The organism is Pseudomonas sp. LBUM1645 (assembly GCF_059716185.1).
Map to the genome: position 1 here is coordinate 3,331,057 of NZ_CP166811.1, position 14,659 is coordinate 3,345,715.

General features: G+C 57.9%; 14 protein-coding genes and 1 pseudogene. 1 reads left to right on the forward strand and 14 read right to left on the reverse strand.

The window, feature by feature from the left end; genetic code table 11:
• Window positions 1–124 precede the first annotated feature (124 nt).
• From ACA079_RS14960 to argH, 8 genes are all read right to left on the reverse strand, one after another.
• Window positions 125–1,303 carry an MFS transporter gene (locus tag ACA079_RS14960; RefSeq protein ID WP_497704123.1) on the reverse strand — a complete coding sequence of 393 codons (1,179 nt, stop codon included), beginning with the start codon at window positions 1,301–1,303 and terminating at the stop codon, window positions 125–127.
• Between the two features lie 210 nt (window positions 1,304–1,513).
• The gene (locus tag ACA079_RS14965; RefSeq protein ID WP_497704124.1) at window positions 1,514–2,878 is read right to left on the reverse strand and encodes an MmgE/PrpD family protein; all 1,365 of its coding nucleotides are present in this window, start codon (window positions 2,876–2,878) and stop codon (window positions 1,514–1,516) included.
• Window positions 2,875–3,762 (reverse strand): polysaccharide deacetylase family protein, encoded by an 888-nt coding sequence (locus ACA079_RS14970; RefSeq protein ID WP_497704125.1) that lies wholly within the window; start codon window positions 3,760–3,762, stop codon window positions 2,875–2,877. Before ACA079_RS14970 ends, ACA079_RS14965 begins: the two co-directional genes overlap by 4 nt.
• Window positions 3,755–4,603 carry a polysaccharide deacetylase family protein gene (locus tag ACA079_RS14975; RefSeq protein ID WP_497704126.1) on the reverse strand — a complete coding sequence of 283 codons (849 nt, stop codon included), beginning with the start codon at window positions 4,601–4,603 and terminating at the stop codon, window positions 3,755–3,757. Before ACA079_RS14975 ends, ACA079_RS14970 begins: the two co-directional genes overlap by 8 nt.
• A 118-nt stretch (window positions 4,604–4,721) precedes the next feature.
• The gene (locus ACA079_RS14980; RefSeq protein WP_497704127.1) at window positions 4,722–5,546 is read right to left on the reverse strand and encodes an ABC transporter substrate-binding protein; all 825 of its coding nucleotides are present in this window, start codon (window positions 5,544–5,546) and stop codon (window positions 4,722–4,724) included.
• Between the two features lie 38 nt (window positions 5,547–5,584).
• A complete protein-coding gene (locus ACA079_RS14985; RefSeq protein WP_497634579.1) occupies window positions 5,585–6,349 on the reverse strand; it encodes an amino acid ABC transporter ATP-binding protein in 765 nt (254 codons plus the stop codon).
• 10 nt (window positions 6,350–6,359) lie between these two features.
• The gene (locus ACA079_RS14990; protein WP_056745976.1) at window positions 6,360–7,238 is read right to left on the reverse strand and encodes an amino acid ABC transporter permease; all 879 of its coding nucleotides are present in this window, start codon (window positions 7,236–7,238) and stop codon (window positions 6,360–6,362) included.
• Between the two features lie 152 nt (window positions 7,239–7,390).
• The gene (gene argH, locus ACA079_RS14995) at window positions 7,391–8,818 is read right to left on the reverse strand and encodes an argininosuccinate lyase (RefSeq protein WP_497704128.1); all 1,428 of its coding nucleotides are present in this window, start codon (window positions 8,816–8,818) and stop codon (window positions 7,391–7,393) included.
• 307 nt (window positions 8,819–9,125) lie between these two features.
• On the opposite strand from argH, the gene ACA079_RS15000 reads away from it, so the two are divergent.
• Entirely contained in the window at window positions 9,126–10,091 is a 966-nt protein-coding gene (locus ACA079_RS15000) for a LysR family transcriptional regulator (RefSeq protein ID WP_497704129.1), read from the forward strand.
• On the opposite strand, the gene ACA079_RS15005 is transcribed toward ACA079_RS15000, so the two are convergent.
• From ACA079_RS15005 to ACA079_RS15030, 6 genes and pseudogenes are all read right to left on the reverse strand, one after another.
• Complete coding sequence (locus tag ACA079_RS15005) at window positions 10,042–10,602, reverse strand: GNAT family N-acetyltransferase (RefSeq protein ID WP_497704130.1); 561 nt, start codon at window positions 10,600–10,602, stop codon at window positions 10,042–10,044. The genes ACA079_RS15000 and ACA079_RS15005 overlap by 50 nt on opposite strands.
• A gap of 115 nt (window positions 10,603–10,717) precedes the next feature.
• Window positions 10,718–11,065 (reverse strand): annotated as a pseudogene (locus ACA079_RS15010) (glycosyltransferase); the annotation flags it as partial.
• A 393-nt stretch (window positions 11,066–11,458) separates the two neighbouring features.
• Window positions 11,459–11,764, reverse strand: a complete 306-nt coding sequence (locus ACA079_RS15015) for a hypothetical protein (protein WP_497704131.1) — start codon at window positions 11,762–11,764, stop codon at window positions 11,459–11,461.
• Window positions 11,761–12,474, reverse strand: coding sequence for a DUF4225 domain-containing protein (locus tag ACA079_RS15020; protein ID WP_497704132.1), 714 nt, complete (start codon window positions 12,472–12,474; stop codon window positions 11,761–11,763). Before ACA079_RS15020 ends, ACA079_RS15015 begins: the two co-directional genes overlap by 4 nt.
• Entirely contained in the window at window positions 12,462–12,956 is a 495-nt protein-coding gene (locus tag ACA079_RS15025) for an Hcp family type VI secretion system effector (protein WP_497704133.1), read from the reverse strand. The genes ACA079_RS15020 and ACA079_RS15025 overlap by 13 nt, the downstream gene beginning before the upstream one ends.
• A gap of 112 nt (window positions 12,957–13,068) precedes the next feature.
• On the reverse strand, window positions 13,069–14,655 hold the full coding sequence (locus ACA079_RS15030) for an ArnT family glycosyltransferase (protein WP_497704134.1): 1,587 nt from the start codon (window positions 14,653–14,655) through the stop codon (window positions 13,069–13,071).
• Between the last annotated feature and the right edge of the window lie 4 nt (window positions 14,656–14,659).

Genomic DNA, 14,659 nt, shown 5'->3' on the forward strand with positions numbered 1-14,659 from the left:
AAAAGGCTTAGCTGGGATACCCAGAAAGCCCTTGAAGTTGTTCCAACTATTGGGGGAGGAACGGGGCACAGTGTGCCGTTGATTCCTGATGCTGACAAATTCATATTAATGCAGCTTTAGTGCATTAATTTTGCTGTAACGCCACCCGGCGACCGCTCATGAAACACAGGAAACCGCCCATGGCGGTCAGCGCGCTCAGGGCATAAAACATGGTTGGCGCGGGGGTGTGCATCAGCAGGAAACCGCAAATCACCGGGCTCAGGGCACCGCCGAGGGCCGCGAGGTTTTGCGCGCCGTAGTAGCTGCCGCGCAGCTCTTCCGGCGCCAGGGTGTCGACGAAGAGGAATTCGGCGGGGTAAATGATCATTTCACCGAGGGTGAAGATGAACATTGCCACGCACCACGACACCAGGCTGTCGGCCAGGCTGAAGCCGATCAGCCCGACGATGAACAGGCTGGTACCGCCCGCGATCCAGTAACGCAATTGTTCGCGCTTGAGGAAACGGCCGATCTGGTATTGCAGCAGGATCACGCTGATCGCATTGCAGGCGAGCAGGGCGGCCATGGTTTCCAGTGCCCGTTTGGAATCGTGGGTCACCAGCAGGTATTGCGACAGGTACAGGGTGAAACGGCCGTGGACCACGGTACTGAGCAGGCAGCCGCAGGTGAACATGATCAGCGTGCGGTCGTTCTTCAGGGTGACCAGCGTCTTGAGAAAACTCGCGGGCTGGCCAATCGCGGGCGCCTGGGCCGAGTCCTTCGGTATCCCGATCATCAGGAAAATACTGAAGAACGCGATGCCACCGGCGATCAGGAACGGCGCAATCGGATACACCCCGGCAATCACCACGCCCAGCATCGGGCCGGTGGCGTAGCCGATGTTGGTCAAGGTGTAGCGCAGGGAAAACGCCTTGGCACGCTGACCCATGGGCAGGTTTTCACTGAGGATCGCCTTCGAGCCGATCAGGAACAGCGCCGAGGCGGTTTCAGTGATCACCAGGGTGGCGGTGGTCAGGTAGAGGTTTTCGGCGAAGGTCAGCAGCACAAAGCCGATGGCGCTGGAGAGCATCGCCAGGATCAGCAGCCTGCGCTTCTCGAGGCGGTCGATGATGTAACCGCCGTAGAGTGCGAGCAGGGTGGCGATGAACACCGCGATGCCCAGCAGCAAGCCAACGTCCTGTTGGTTTAGGCCGAGTTTGTTGCTCAGGAACAACGTCAGCAGCGGGCTGGTGATGGCGCGGCTGACGACGATGGTCAGCGAAACGATCATCAACCGGCGGATAACGAGTGAGTAAGTGGCCACGGTGGTGCGGATGTCCTTATTTTGGTGTTTGGCTTGGGATCCACCCCTCACCCTAACCCTCTCCCCAGAGGGGCGAGGGGACTGACCGAGGTGTTTGGTCGACATATTGCGACCTGCAACATCGAGTCGAACTCAGATTTTGAAAGGCATGAAAATCTGCTCCCTTTCCCCCTCTCCCCTCTGGGGAGAGGGCTGGGGTGAGGGGTGGCTTTAGTGATCAACCTCATTCCTCAGCCATACATTTAATCCATCAACCGACCCCAACTCTTCAACCCGCCACAACTGCTCAAGCAGTTCTGCCGCCTGCCGCCGCGGCATCACCCGCACCGCCAGACTGAAAAACTTCTCCTCCAGCGCCGCATCACTCAACGGATTGCGCGGGGCACCCAGCGGCGGGTCGACACACAGGCTCGCCTGCCGACCGTCCACGGTCCGCACGCTGACGATGGGCTCGCCATCCTCTGACAGTTGCGGGTCCACTTCAAGACGGATGCGCGACATCCAATGAGCAATCCGCGGATCGCCCCGTTGTTCATCGTCATAAGCCTCCAACCGGCAATGACCCTGCACCAGCCTAGCCGCAAGGGCATACGGTAGGCTCATCTGCGCCGCCGCCAGCGTGCTGACGTCGCGTCCGCCGCACATGTCCTGCAGAAACCCGCATAACGACACCCGGACATCCTCGACCTGATCCGCGCTGACCTGCAGTTGATCCAGCAACAGGCCCAGCGCATCGATGGCCGAATGGGTTCCTCGGCACGCCGCATACGGTTTGATCGAGCAGCGGGCGAGTTTCCATACGACGCCCAGATCGGCATCCAGCGCGTCAGGTTGTGCAGCCTCACCGGCCAGGGTCTTGAGAAACCCGCCCCAGACATCATCGAACAACTTCGTTGGCCCGGTGATGCCTCGTTGGGCAAATCGCGCCGCCAGCAATCCACCCTCGGCGGCACGACCGCTGTGAAGTTTTTTGCTTTGCGAACCGTCGTGAATAAACGCCCACAACCCCCCACTGAAACTGCCGGCAATGCCCAGCGCCGAGACGGTTTGCGCGGTATCCAGTCCGAGAATTCGCGCGCTGGCCGCTGCCGCGCCGAACACGCCGCAGGTGGCGGTGGAGTGCCAGCCGGCGCCGTTATGGGCCGAATAACTGCCGCAGGCTTCGAGCACCCGGCGGCCGATTTCGTAGCCGATCACCACAGCCGTGATCAACTCCCGGCCATTCACCGGTTTTCCAGACATCGACACCGCCGCCATGACTGCCGGCAGCACCACCGCACCGGAATGGTCGCAGCCGCCGGTGTCGTCCAGTTCCAGGGCATGCGCGGCGACACCATTGAGCATGGCGGCCTGAGCCGCGCCGGTGCGCTGATCGGTGCCCCAGATCAGCGTGCTCCCGACTTCACCGTCGAACACCTGTCGTGCCTGCCTGGCTACCTCGCTACCAGCCCCGGCCAACGTCGCGCCGAAGGTGTCGAGTATGTGCCGCTTGGCTTGGGCCACCAGCGCTGGCGGCAAGTCTTCGAATCGGGTTTCGACGCAGAACTGCGCCAGCCGTTGCATCCGCTCACTCATGAAAGGTAATCCCGATAATGCCGCTCATACACCGCCGCCGGATGGTCCTCGGTCACCGGCAGCGCCGATTCAGCCCACCATTGGGCGACGTCGGCGCCTGTGGCGATCCACACGTCATCGTGCTGTTGAATCCCCTCAAGCAACTCGCGCAGCACGCCAATCCGCCCAGGTGTCGCAATGATTTCCGGATGCAGCCGCAGCACATAACACAAACCAAACCGGTGAAACCCGGCGAAGTCCATTTGCAGATTGCCCAGGGTGTGGCTGTAAGAGGCGATCCGCGATTGCGCCGGCGGCACGGCCGGGCTGAGGTTGAAGGCGAAGTAGGGTTCGTCTTCCAGTTCGTAGTGCAACGGCAACTCGATGATGTCCGGCGCGGTCGGGTGAGCAAACGGCAAATCATCACCGCGCCACGACGATGACCAGCGAATGCCGTGATCCTTCAAAGCCTCGATGAAGCCCGGCGCACCGTTGCCGGCCGGGATACGAAAGCCTGTTGGACGCTGGCCAGTCAGCGCGGTCAACGCCTCACAGCCTTTGGCGATCTCGGCGCTTTGCTCGGTGAGACTCAGGGTGTCGTAGTTCTGATGGCGATACCCGGTGCAGGCAATCTCATGCCCGCCGGCCTGGATTGCCCGAATGTGCCCCGGGTTTTCCTCGGCGACGATACCGGGCACAAACCAGCTGCTGGAAACTCCCAGTTCTTCGAACAAACCGAGCAAACGGTCGACGCCGCGTTGGGTGCCATAGCGCCAGACCGACAGGGTCTTGTCGCGCCCGGCGACCTCCGGGGCCTGGGTGAGAATGCCGTGGATGTCGTTGTAGTCGACGGTCAGCACCACGGCGCAGCGGTAGCCTTTGGGCCAGACAGTGGAATCAGCCATGGTGATGCTCCTTCAGCCACCACTGGGCGACATCGCGGCAGGTGGCGAACCACACGTCATCGCGCTGGCGCATGTGTTCGAAGAGTTTTTCCAGCAGCAGGATGCGTCCTGGTTTGCCGGTGATCTTGGGGTGGAACAGGGTAGTCAGGCACAACCCTTCGTTCATGGCGCCGTCGTACTCGCGGCACCAGTTATCGAGGGTCAGCGCGTAGCTGGCGGTGCGGTCCAGCCCGGAAGGGAAGTCCGGCGCGCGGGTGTAGGCGAGGGAGGCGTAGTCGTCCATTTCCCAGCGACCGGGGATTTCCACCAGCGGCGCGTCGTGGCCCGGCACTTTCACCAGGTACGGCCGGTCATCACCGCGCATGCTGCTGGAGTAGGTCACGCCGGCTTCCACCAGCATCGCCGGGGTTTCGGCCCGCCAGTCGCCGGATGGGGTGCGGAAACCTTCGGCGCGGATGTTCAGGTGTTTCCAGAACACCTCGCGGGATTTCTTCATCACGTCCTTTTGCTGTTCCAGCGTCAGGGCGTAAAAGGATTCGTGTTTGTAACCGTGGTAGGCCACTTCATGCCCGCGCTCGACAATCGCCTGGCACTGTTTCGGCCAGTTCTCCACGACCCAGGCCGGGACGAAGAATGTCGTCGGGATTTGGTACTCGTCGAGCACATCGAGGATTCGTGGCAGGGCGCGGTAGGGGCCATAACCGCCGAAACCGAAGTACTCGGGCTTGCGCCAGATCGAGCCGTTGAGCATGGCATCGCCGGTCGGGCCGTCGAGGTCGAAGGCCAGGGCGAGGCAGGCTTTGTGCTGGTCGGGCCAGTTGGGTTGGGGTGAGCCGAGCATTGTGGCGCTCCGTACTTGTAGAGTGTTGACGCAACCGATCCTGTAGGAGCATGGCTTGCCCGCGATGGCGTTCTCAGGTGCGCCATCGCGGGCAAGCCTTGCTCCTACAGGGCAAGCATTACTTGCCGGCGTTAATGGTCACAGTCTTGATCGCACCCAACTCCAGATCCCATTTCTTCAGGATCGCCTGGTAGCTGCCGTCATCCACCATGCTCTGCAACGCGACCTTCACCGCCTCACTCAGCTCAGGCTTTTTCTTGCTCACGCCCAACCCGGTGAACTGCTTGGAGATCGGCAGGCCCACGGTTTTGTACATGTCCTTTTCCTGAGTCTTCAGGTACGACAAGGTTTCGCTGCCCTGCATGGCCGCGTCGATACGGCTCTGACGCAGTTGCGCACGGGCGTCCGCCGAGCCTTCGGTGCCGATCACGTTGATCGCAGGCTTGCCGGCGGCTTCGCAGTTGGCCTTGCTCCACTCGGCGATTTCCGCCGGGAAGGTGGTGCGGCGGCTAGTGCCGACTTTCTTGCCGCACAAATCAATGATCTCGTTGAAATCCTTGTTCTTCTGCAAGGTGTAGAACTGCGGACCGCTGGTGAAGTAGTCGACGAAGGTCACGCTGGCCTGACGTTCGGCGGTGTCGGTCATGCCCGACATCACCATGTCCACGCGGTCGGTGGTCAGCGCATTGATCATTTGCTCGAAGCCGGTTTCCTGCCATTTGATCTTCACGCCCAGACGTTCGGCCAGGGCATTGCCCAAGTCAACGTCGAGACCGGTGAGGGTGTTGGTGGCCGGGTCCTTGAAGTCCATCGGCGGATAGTTCGGCATGATCGCTACCACGACCTCGCCTTTCTCCTTGATGCTGGCCGGGAGTTCCGCGGCGAAGGTGAAGCCGGAAGCCATAACGCTTGCGAGTACTGCGGGGATAACGAAGTTCTTCATGGTCGTTCTCTTATGAGTGTTGTTACGCCAGCCGGCGCTTAGGTTCGAACGGCAGAAATGAAGCTTTGGGTGCGCGGGTTTTGCGGACTTATTAGTATTTCTTCGGGGCTTCCAGCCTCCACGATCTGCCCGCCGTCCATGAACACCATGCGGTTGGAGACTTCGCGAGCGAAGCCCAGTTCATGGGTGACGACGATCATGGTCATGCCGGTTTGCGCGAGGTCGCGCATCACCGACAGCACCTCACCGACCAGTTCCGGGTCGAGTGCCGAAGTGGGTTCATCGAACAGCATCAGCTTGGGCCGCATGGCCAGTGCACGGGCAATGGCCACCCGTTGTTGCTGACCACCCGAGAGTTCGATCGGGTAGCTGTTGCGCTTGTCGGCCAGGCCGACACGAGCGAGCAATTCCACGGCTTCTTCGTGCGCTTCTTTGGGCGAACGCTTGAGCACCTGGCACGGCCCTTCAATAATGTTTTGCAGCACGGTCATGTGCGGGAACAGGTTGAAACGCTGGAACACCATGCCGGTGGACAGGCGTTGACGGGCGATCTGCGACTCGTTGAGTTCGTGCAGTTTGTTGCCGACGATCCGGTAACCCACCAGTTCGCCGTCGACCCAGAGGCCGCCCTTGTCGATCTTTTCCAGCTGATTGATGCAACGCAACAAGGTGCTTTTGCCGGAGCCGGACGGGCCGATGATGCACAGCACTTCGCCTTGCTCGACTTCGATGTCGATGTCCTTGAGCGCGTGGAAATGGTCGTAGTACTTGTTCAGGCTCACGGCCTTGACGATGCTTCTCATGTGGGGCTCCTCAAGAACGCTTGCCGGCGCCGCGAGCGAAACGACGCTCCAGACGACTTTGACCGAAGGACAGGACGGTAACGGTGGCCAGGTACCAGATACCGGCGACGATCAAAAGCTCCATGACCCGGGCGTTGGCGTAGTAGATGTTCTGGGCGTTGTAGAGCAGTTCCGAGTACTGGATAACGCTCGCCAGCGAGGTCATCTTCACCATGCCGATGAACTCGTTACCGACCGGCGGAATGATCACTCGCATGGCTTGCGGCAGGATGATCCGGCGCAGCGCTTGAAGGCGCGGCATGCCAATCGACTTGGCGGCTTCGTACTGGCCGGTGTCCACCGACAGCAGGCCGGCACGCACCACTTCGGCGGTGTAGGCGCCCTGGTTGATGCTCAAGCCGAGGAGGGCAGCCACGAACGGCGTCATCAGGCTCACGGTGTCCATTTCGAACAGGCCGGGGATGCCGATGGTGGGGAAGATCAGCGCCAGGTTGAACCACAACAGCAGTTGCAGAATCAGCGGCGTGCCGCGAAACAGCCAGGTGTAGGTCACTGCCACGTAGCGCAGGATCGGGTTGGCCGACATGCGCATGATCGCCGTGATCACCCCGAAAACAATGCCCAGCGCCATGGCCAGCACCGCCATGACAATGGTGTTGAGCAAACCCCACATGATCGCCTGCGAGGTGAGGAACTGGCCGATGTACGACCATTCGATCTTGCCTTCGGCGAAGGCCCGCACCAGTCCGAGAATCGCAATGACGATGACGGTGGCGAAGAAAATCCGCCCGTAATAGCGCCGTGGCACATGGTGGTACTGGGTGATATCGAACTGGTTTTCCGCCAGTTTGCGCTCCGACTGGAGTCGTTCTGCCTGAGTCTGGCTCATGTTGCTTCTCCGTACACTGGTATCACAGGTCCAACTTGATCCCTGTAGGAGCCGAGCTTGCTCGCGATGGCGGCGTGTCAGACGACATCAATACTGAATGTCAGACCGCCATCGCGAGCAAGCTCGGCTCCTACAGAGTTTTGCGTCGTCTATCAGAGCCGGAAACCTTGATAGTTCTCGGTCCACTCTTGCTGCGCGGCGAGGGCGGTTTTCAAGCGGCCGATCTGCTCGCGCACCTGTTGCGGCGCGGTGCCGCCCCAACCACTGCGGGCGGCGATGGCAGCTTCGAGGGTCAGGCTCTCGCGCACTTCCTCGGTCAGGCGCGGATCGATCTCGGCCAACAGTGCCGGGGAGGCTTCCCACAGTTCGATGTCGTGTTTCTCGCAGGCCTGGACCAGCGCGCCGGTAATTTCGTGAGCTTCCTTGAACGGCACGTCGCGCATGGCCAGCCAGTCGGCGACTTCGGTGGCGAGGGTGAAGCCCAGCGGCGCCTGACGACGCAGTTCTTCGACGTTGACCTTCATGGTCGCGACCATCCCGGCCATGGCGGGCAGCACCAGCAGCAGGGTATCGACGCTGTCGAGCACGCCGTTTTTGTCTTCGCTCAAGTCGCGGTTGTACGACAGCGGCAGGGATTTCAGCGTGGAGAGCAAACCGGTCAGGTTGCCGATCAGGCGACCCGCCTTGCCGCGGGCCAGTTCAGCGATGTCCGGGTTCTTCTTCTGCGGCATGATCGAGCTGCCGGTGGCGTAGGCATCGTCCAGCGCGACCCAGCGAAACTGCCGCGACGACCACAGGCAGAACTCTTCGGCGAGGCGGGAAATGTTGATCCCGAGCATGCTGGCAATGAACAGGAACTCGGCAACGTGATCGCGGCTGGCCACGGCGTCGATGGAGTTTTCACACACGCCGCTGTAGCCCATTTCCTTGGCCGACTGCTGAGGTAGGCGCGCAATGGCGGAACCGGCCATGGCCGCAGCACCCAGTGGCGACAGCGAAGTGCGATTGTCCCAGTCCACCAGGCGTTGCACGTCACGCAACATGGATTGGGCGTGGGCCAGCAAGTGGTGAGCGAAAACGATCGGCTGGGCCTGCTGCAAGTGAGTGAAGCCCGGGCAGATGCTTTCGATGTGTTGCTCAGCCTGATCCACCAGTGCTTGTTGCAAGGCCAGGACTTCAACGGCCAGGGTGCGGACATGATCACGCAGGAACAGGCGCAGGTCGTTGGCGGTCTGGTCGTTGCGTGAACGGCCGGCGCGCAGCTTGCCGCCGAGGGCGCCGAGGCGTTCGGTCAGCAGGCGTTCGATAAAGGTGTGGACGTCTTCGTCGTCCAGGGTCGGTGCGATGCTGCCAGCGCGGAAGTCATCACCGATGCGCTCAAGAGCGTCGAGCATGGTTTGGGTTTCTTGTTCGCTCAGCAGCCCGGCGCGTTGCAATTCACGGGCATGTGCCTTGGAACCGGCGAGGTCATACGGGGTGAGGCGAAAGTAGCGCTCGGGGCAACGGGACAAGGCCGCCAGGGCTTCGGACGGGCCGCTTTTGAAGCGAGCACCCCAGAGACGGTCGGTGGTTTGAGACATTGTTATTTTCCTCGTCGGTAAAGCGAACTGAAATCGGCGTGCCGGGCCTGAAACACTCGCCACAAATCAATTGGGCGTGGTTCGGCCTAAACATTATTCAAGGGCAGGGGAAAAGCGCAGTTGCATCGTTGCGAGAGCTGATCGAAGTGTCAGCTTTTAATAGTTCGAAATCAGTGAGTTGGCACTGATGTGCGGGATTTATTAGCGGTTGCCAAGCCTGGTTTTCTGTGGTCATTATTATTTACCAGCACTATTTTTGTTGTTGGACACAGGTTGTTGAATAGGGCGCCAGAGGTAAATAGGCATTATGGAAACCCCACTTTCCAATTCCGGAAACCCGCCGCTGAAAACGGGCCATCGGGCACCGCTGACCCTCAGCGGTCTGGACTTCAAACTGCTCAAAGTGTTCAAGGCCGTGGTCGAGGCCGGCGGCTTCAGTGCCGCCCAGAACGAGCTGAATGTGGGACTGGCAGCCATCAGCAAACAGATCTCGGACCTTGAGATCCGCATCGGCATGCGCCTGTGCACCCGCGGCCGCGAGGGTTTTCACCTGACCGAAGAGGGCCGCCTGGTGTATCAGGCGTCCATTGATTTATTTGCCTCGGTCGACAACTTTCGTGATCGCCTTAGTTCAGCGCAAAACGAACTGATCGGTGACCTTGGTGTGGGGGTTATTGATAATACGATCTCCGACGTTAATTCGCCGTTAGTTGCTGCACTTAGAATAATTAATGAGACGTCGCCTAAAGTCAGGTTCCAACTTCAAGCCTCTCAGCTGGATGAAGTGGAAAGAGGCGTGGTAGAGGGACGTCTAGTAGCGGGGATCGTACCGGTTTATCAGAAGCGCGAAGAGTTTGATTACTACGCGCTTTATGAAGAACGCTCCGAAGTTTATTGCGCGGTCGGTCATCCGTTATTCACGCTGCCGGACGCAGAAATCGGCAGTCATGTGCTCAAGGATTACGAGTGCATCAACCACCGCTACGCGATTCATCGCGACAAGCTGAATTTTGCCCACTACGACAGCTTTTCCGCCTCGGCCACCCAGGTTGAAGCGGTGGCATTGTTGATCAAGACCGGGCGTTTCGTGGGTTTTCTTCCCCAGCATTACGCCGCGCCGCTGGTGGCGCAGGGGCAGTTCCGGGCAGTGCGTCCGGACCTGATCCACATCATCACACCGTTCAATCTGATCCTTCGTCACAACACCGTGCGCAGTCCGCTGGTCAAGGCGTTTGCCCAGGCGTTGGGGGTTGATTTGAAGGCGCCGCTCTAAGGCGCAAACGCATCGCACAACGGCGTTCACCGGGTAAGCCGTGGGCGACTTCGTCGTTTAATGCAGTCGCTAATCGCGGACCCAATTGTGCAGGGCTCAATGTTTCAAAGCCCAGGCGCTGATAAAACGGTTCATTCCACGGCAAGTCGCGGAACGTGGTCAGCGTCAGACCATAGAGTTCTCGATACCGGGCATGCTCAACCGCCGTTAACAGTAACTTTCGACCTGCGCCCCGGCCCTGGAAGTGTTGTCCGACGGACAGTTCCTGAATATGCAGTTCGTTGTCGACTTCCCCCGCGCTGAGAAACCCCATAAGTACGCCATCGGCCGATTGCGCAACCCAAACCTCATCCGTCTCGATTGCCCGGCGATGTTGTTCGGCATCAGTCACCTGCGCATCGGCAAGCCACGCCAGCGAAGGGTCGCAGCGAAACAACTCGGCCGCCGAGCGCTCGATGTCGGGGAGGTCGGAGGCGTCGGCAAGTTGGGCACGGCGCAAGGTAATGATCATGTTAATCACGGTTCATGTAGGAGCTGCCGAAGGCTGCGATCTTTTGATTTTGATCTTCAACAATAGCTGAGGCGCTAAAAGAATAAGATCAAAAGATCGCAGCCTTCGGCAACTCCTACAGGGAATTGAGGTGCAGCAGGACGTAATCGTTTTTGTCGAAACGCCCACTCAACACGGGCGGCAACACACCCAACGGCGTGCCCTGCAGGGCGCGGTAGTCGTTTTCATCCATCATCAGCCAATGCGGCCCCTGAAGGTTTTCCAGTTCTTGGGTCGATTCGGTGAAAACTGGCTGTAAGTCCTGCTCGATATTGACCATGAACTTGATCGCCTTGGCGTCTTTACCCATGGCGTGCAGCACCAGAGGCGCCGGGTCTTTCTGGACCAAAGCGATCTCCGCATGGCTGAAGGTTTGGGTGCCGTAGAGTCGACGTTCAACCGGATGGAACACCAGAATGCAAACCCAAGAGCAACTGCGGCCCAGTACCCAGCGTCGATTCACTTCGACACGCCGTTCAATTTGATCTGGCGCCATAACACTGTGCGCAGTCCATTTGTGAAGGCGTTTGCGCAGGCGTTGAAGGTTGATTTGAGGGGGGGTGAGGTCAATCGTGGTGAAGCCAGGGAAGGATTAACCCTACTTGCGTTGTATAAAATTGTTATTCGCCTTCAAGTTTTTCAAGCCCCTTGTACCCAAATTTGAAACAACCAACCAGCACGACAGCAAAACAAACACCTCCGACTACTCTAAAAGTTTTAACATCCATTTCAAGAAAGTAATTCAGCGCTAGCAGAATCCATACCGTGTGAAAAGCCGAGCAAGAAACAATAAAAAGCGACCTAATTGTCGCTGCGATCATTTTCTCGAGAGCCAAAATTTCACCTCCCACTTTACAGGGTGCGCAAATAAATGAAGAAAAACGCAGATAAACGCAACCCAGCCAATAAATGGGTTATCTAAAATTATGTCCGGGCGATAGCCCAAAACTGGGAATTTGTTATTTTCGATAATATCTATATAAGGAAAGATAAATAATGCATTGAACACCAGCCCCAAGCAGATCCTGGTGTGATTCAGGTTATCACCAGACAGGTGTATTTTCAGAAAATACGCCGCAGTCACACCTAAAATCGCAAGCAGTGGAAAAATCCAGACGATCATTTTTCGATCTCTTGCTGTATTTGTTTCACTGTCTGAAAGTTGGTGTTCGCCTCCAGAGTCAGTGAGCCAGGCCCCATATTTCTATAAGCGCGCACATAATCTGTTTTTATGTATCTAAATAGTCGCCACGCATCTGGCTTCAATGTGTGCCGAAAGAGCCCATATACTGACGTAGCAATGTCAGCGGTGCCATAGGCGATATTACCTTCTCGTTCAGATTTGCCGAAACCCTTAGCTATCACTTGGTAAAACTTGCGGGTCGGCCCTTCTGTATCGGTGCGGCTTTCCAATAAATTACGCCCGTTCTCATAAACATTATTCGCGCCATGAGCCATCATTGGAATACCACCTATAAGACAAAGAGTGCCAGCCGATCCATAGCAAATCCCCGCACCTGTCAATATTTGCATCCCTCCAGCAACAGCTCCCGCGCCTTTTTTGGCAACTTCCCACGATTGACTCAGCAAACTGCTCTGTTCGTTCTTGATCTCCTTTAGACCCTGCTCAGTGCTTTTACGTCCCTGAGCTACATCATTAACAATACCTCTCGCATAATAAGAAACTTCGCGATTGAATTGTAAACGTAACGTCCCATCTTTTATGTGTCGAGAAGCCAGTGTGCAGGCTTGATTGGTCAAATTGCCCGCAGCCTTACTAACTGCCCAATAATCACAGCTACTTGACTCGCAGCGATTTTTTAATTCTCCCATTCGTTATTTCCCCATGAAGCGTACCCGCTGGTTCCTGCGAGATGGTGTCTCCACGTAATTTCACGATAACGAATAGCGACATGCTCTTGGGGTTCTACATCGTTCTGTAAAACCACGTGGGGCATATCAAGTGTCAGGTCGGCAATAATGCCGCCTTCAATTTCAATACTGAAGAATTTCTCCTGAAGACCGTACGAAGAAATCCGGTAGAAACTTATCGCGCAGCTAATTTCCTCTCTACTTGATAGCGCTTGCGCGAGTAAAGGAGATGACTTGTCGACATTTTTTGTGATGACGATCGGGCGGTGTGTAGGCTTATTAATGTTTCCTATATTGGACATGTTGTGACTGTAAGACAGAACCATAATTTCATCGGTATGCGCTGTTTGACATTTATTGCCGATTGAATCTTGAGTTGAGCAACCCGCCGATATCAGTCCTTGAGTCTTTCCTGTGATGGTCATATAACCGTGATTAGCCATGTAGGCGCCGCTCCTTTTATCGATGGGGCACCTTATTGAAAACGTTTTCGGGTATATGTAGGGATTTTCCGGGTATCCGGTAGGACGAGAACGAATTTGCGGGCGTAACGCGTTACAGGGTGGAATGCAGCAGGACGTAATCGTTTTTGTCGAAACGCCCACTCAACACGGGCGGCAACACACCCAACGGCGTGCCCTGCAGGGCGCGGTAGTCGTTTTCATCCATCATCAGCCAATGCGGCCCCTGAAGGTTTTCCAGTTCTTGGGTCGATTCGGTGAAAACTGGCTGTAAGTCCTGCTCGATATTGACCATGAACTTGATCGCCTTGGCGTCTTTACCCATGGCGTGCAGCACCAGAGGCGCCGGGTCTTTCTGGACAAGTGCGAATGCCGCGCGGCTGAAGGTCTGGGTATCGTAGAGGCGACGTTCGACGGTTTCGAACACCACGATGTACACCGACCACAACGCCAACACCGCGCAACAGGCCAACGTCAGCGCCCGCCATCTGGGTCTGAAAAGCACCGCCAGCGCAATGACTTGCAGCACGCCAAGAATGATCAAAATTGCAGTCAGCGCCGGCATTTGCTCGGGAAAACGTCGGTGAGCGACCATCAATCCAACCACCAATAGAGCCGGGATCAACAACCACACCCCTTGCATCAACCCCCGCAACCACTCGAATACCCGACCCTGCGCCACTTGGAACGGATACGCCGCAATGATCGCCGCCATGGGCAACATCGGCAGCAGGTAACGGGCCTTTTTGGCCTGGGGGATCGAGAGCCCGACCATCACGATCAAGGCGGCCGCCGTGCAGTACTGCAACAGGCGTAACGCGGGACCGGCCTGCCGAGGCGTTGTCAGCCAGACGGCGGCCAGCACCAGCAACGCCAACGGATACGCGAGCGCATAGTTGCCCAGCGAACGGGTGAAGTAGTACAGCGAACCGCTGACGCCTTCGCTACCGTCCAGGCGCCCCATGATCTGCATACGCACCACATCGTGCATGAACTCCGGGCCGCCAATGGTTTCCGCCAGCCACAGCAGCACGCCAACGCACACGGCCAGCAGCACTGACGCCACCAGGCCAAAACCAAAAAAATGCTGCCATTGTCGATTGAGCAAAAAATAGCTGCACAGCATGCCCGTGGGAATCACCAGCCCGATCGGCCCGCGAATCCCGAAGCCCAGCAGCAACAAGGCCAAGATCAGCCACCACCGGCGCTTTGCGGCGAAATAATCGGCGGCATAGCCGAGGTAGAACACCGCAAATGCCACCGCCGCGAGCATCAAATCCAGGGACACGGCACGGGTTTCGGTGACAAAGGTGTTGGTCAGCAGCATCAGGGCGATGCTCAGCAACGCCCAGCGCTGGGAGTAGGGCGCCAGCAATCGGTACATCAACGTGACGATCACCGCCCCGGCAATGACGCTCGGCAACCAGGCAGTCAAACTGTTGACCTGCCCGAACGGTAGCGACAGCGCCCAGATGAACAACGTCGTCAGCGCCGAATAATCCGCATACGGCTGGCCATAGGTGGTCGGGAAAAATGTCGGCCCGTGGCGCAGCATTTCCTGAGCGAACAGCACAAAGCGCGAATCGAAGCCGATCACCGCCTGCTGATACACCCCGGCGCTGAACAACAGCAGCGCCGACAGCCCTAGCCCTAGGGACTGGCGGCGGATAGCGGGTGACATCGCA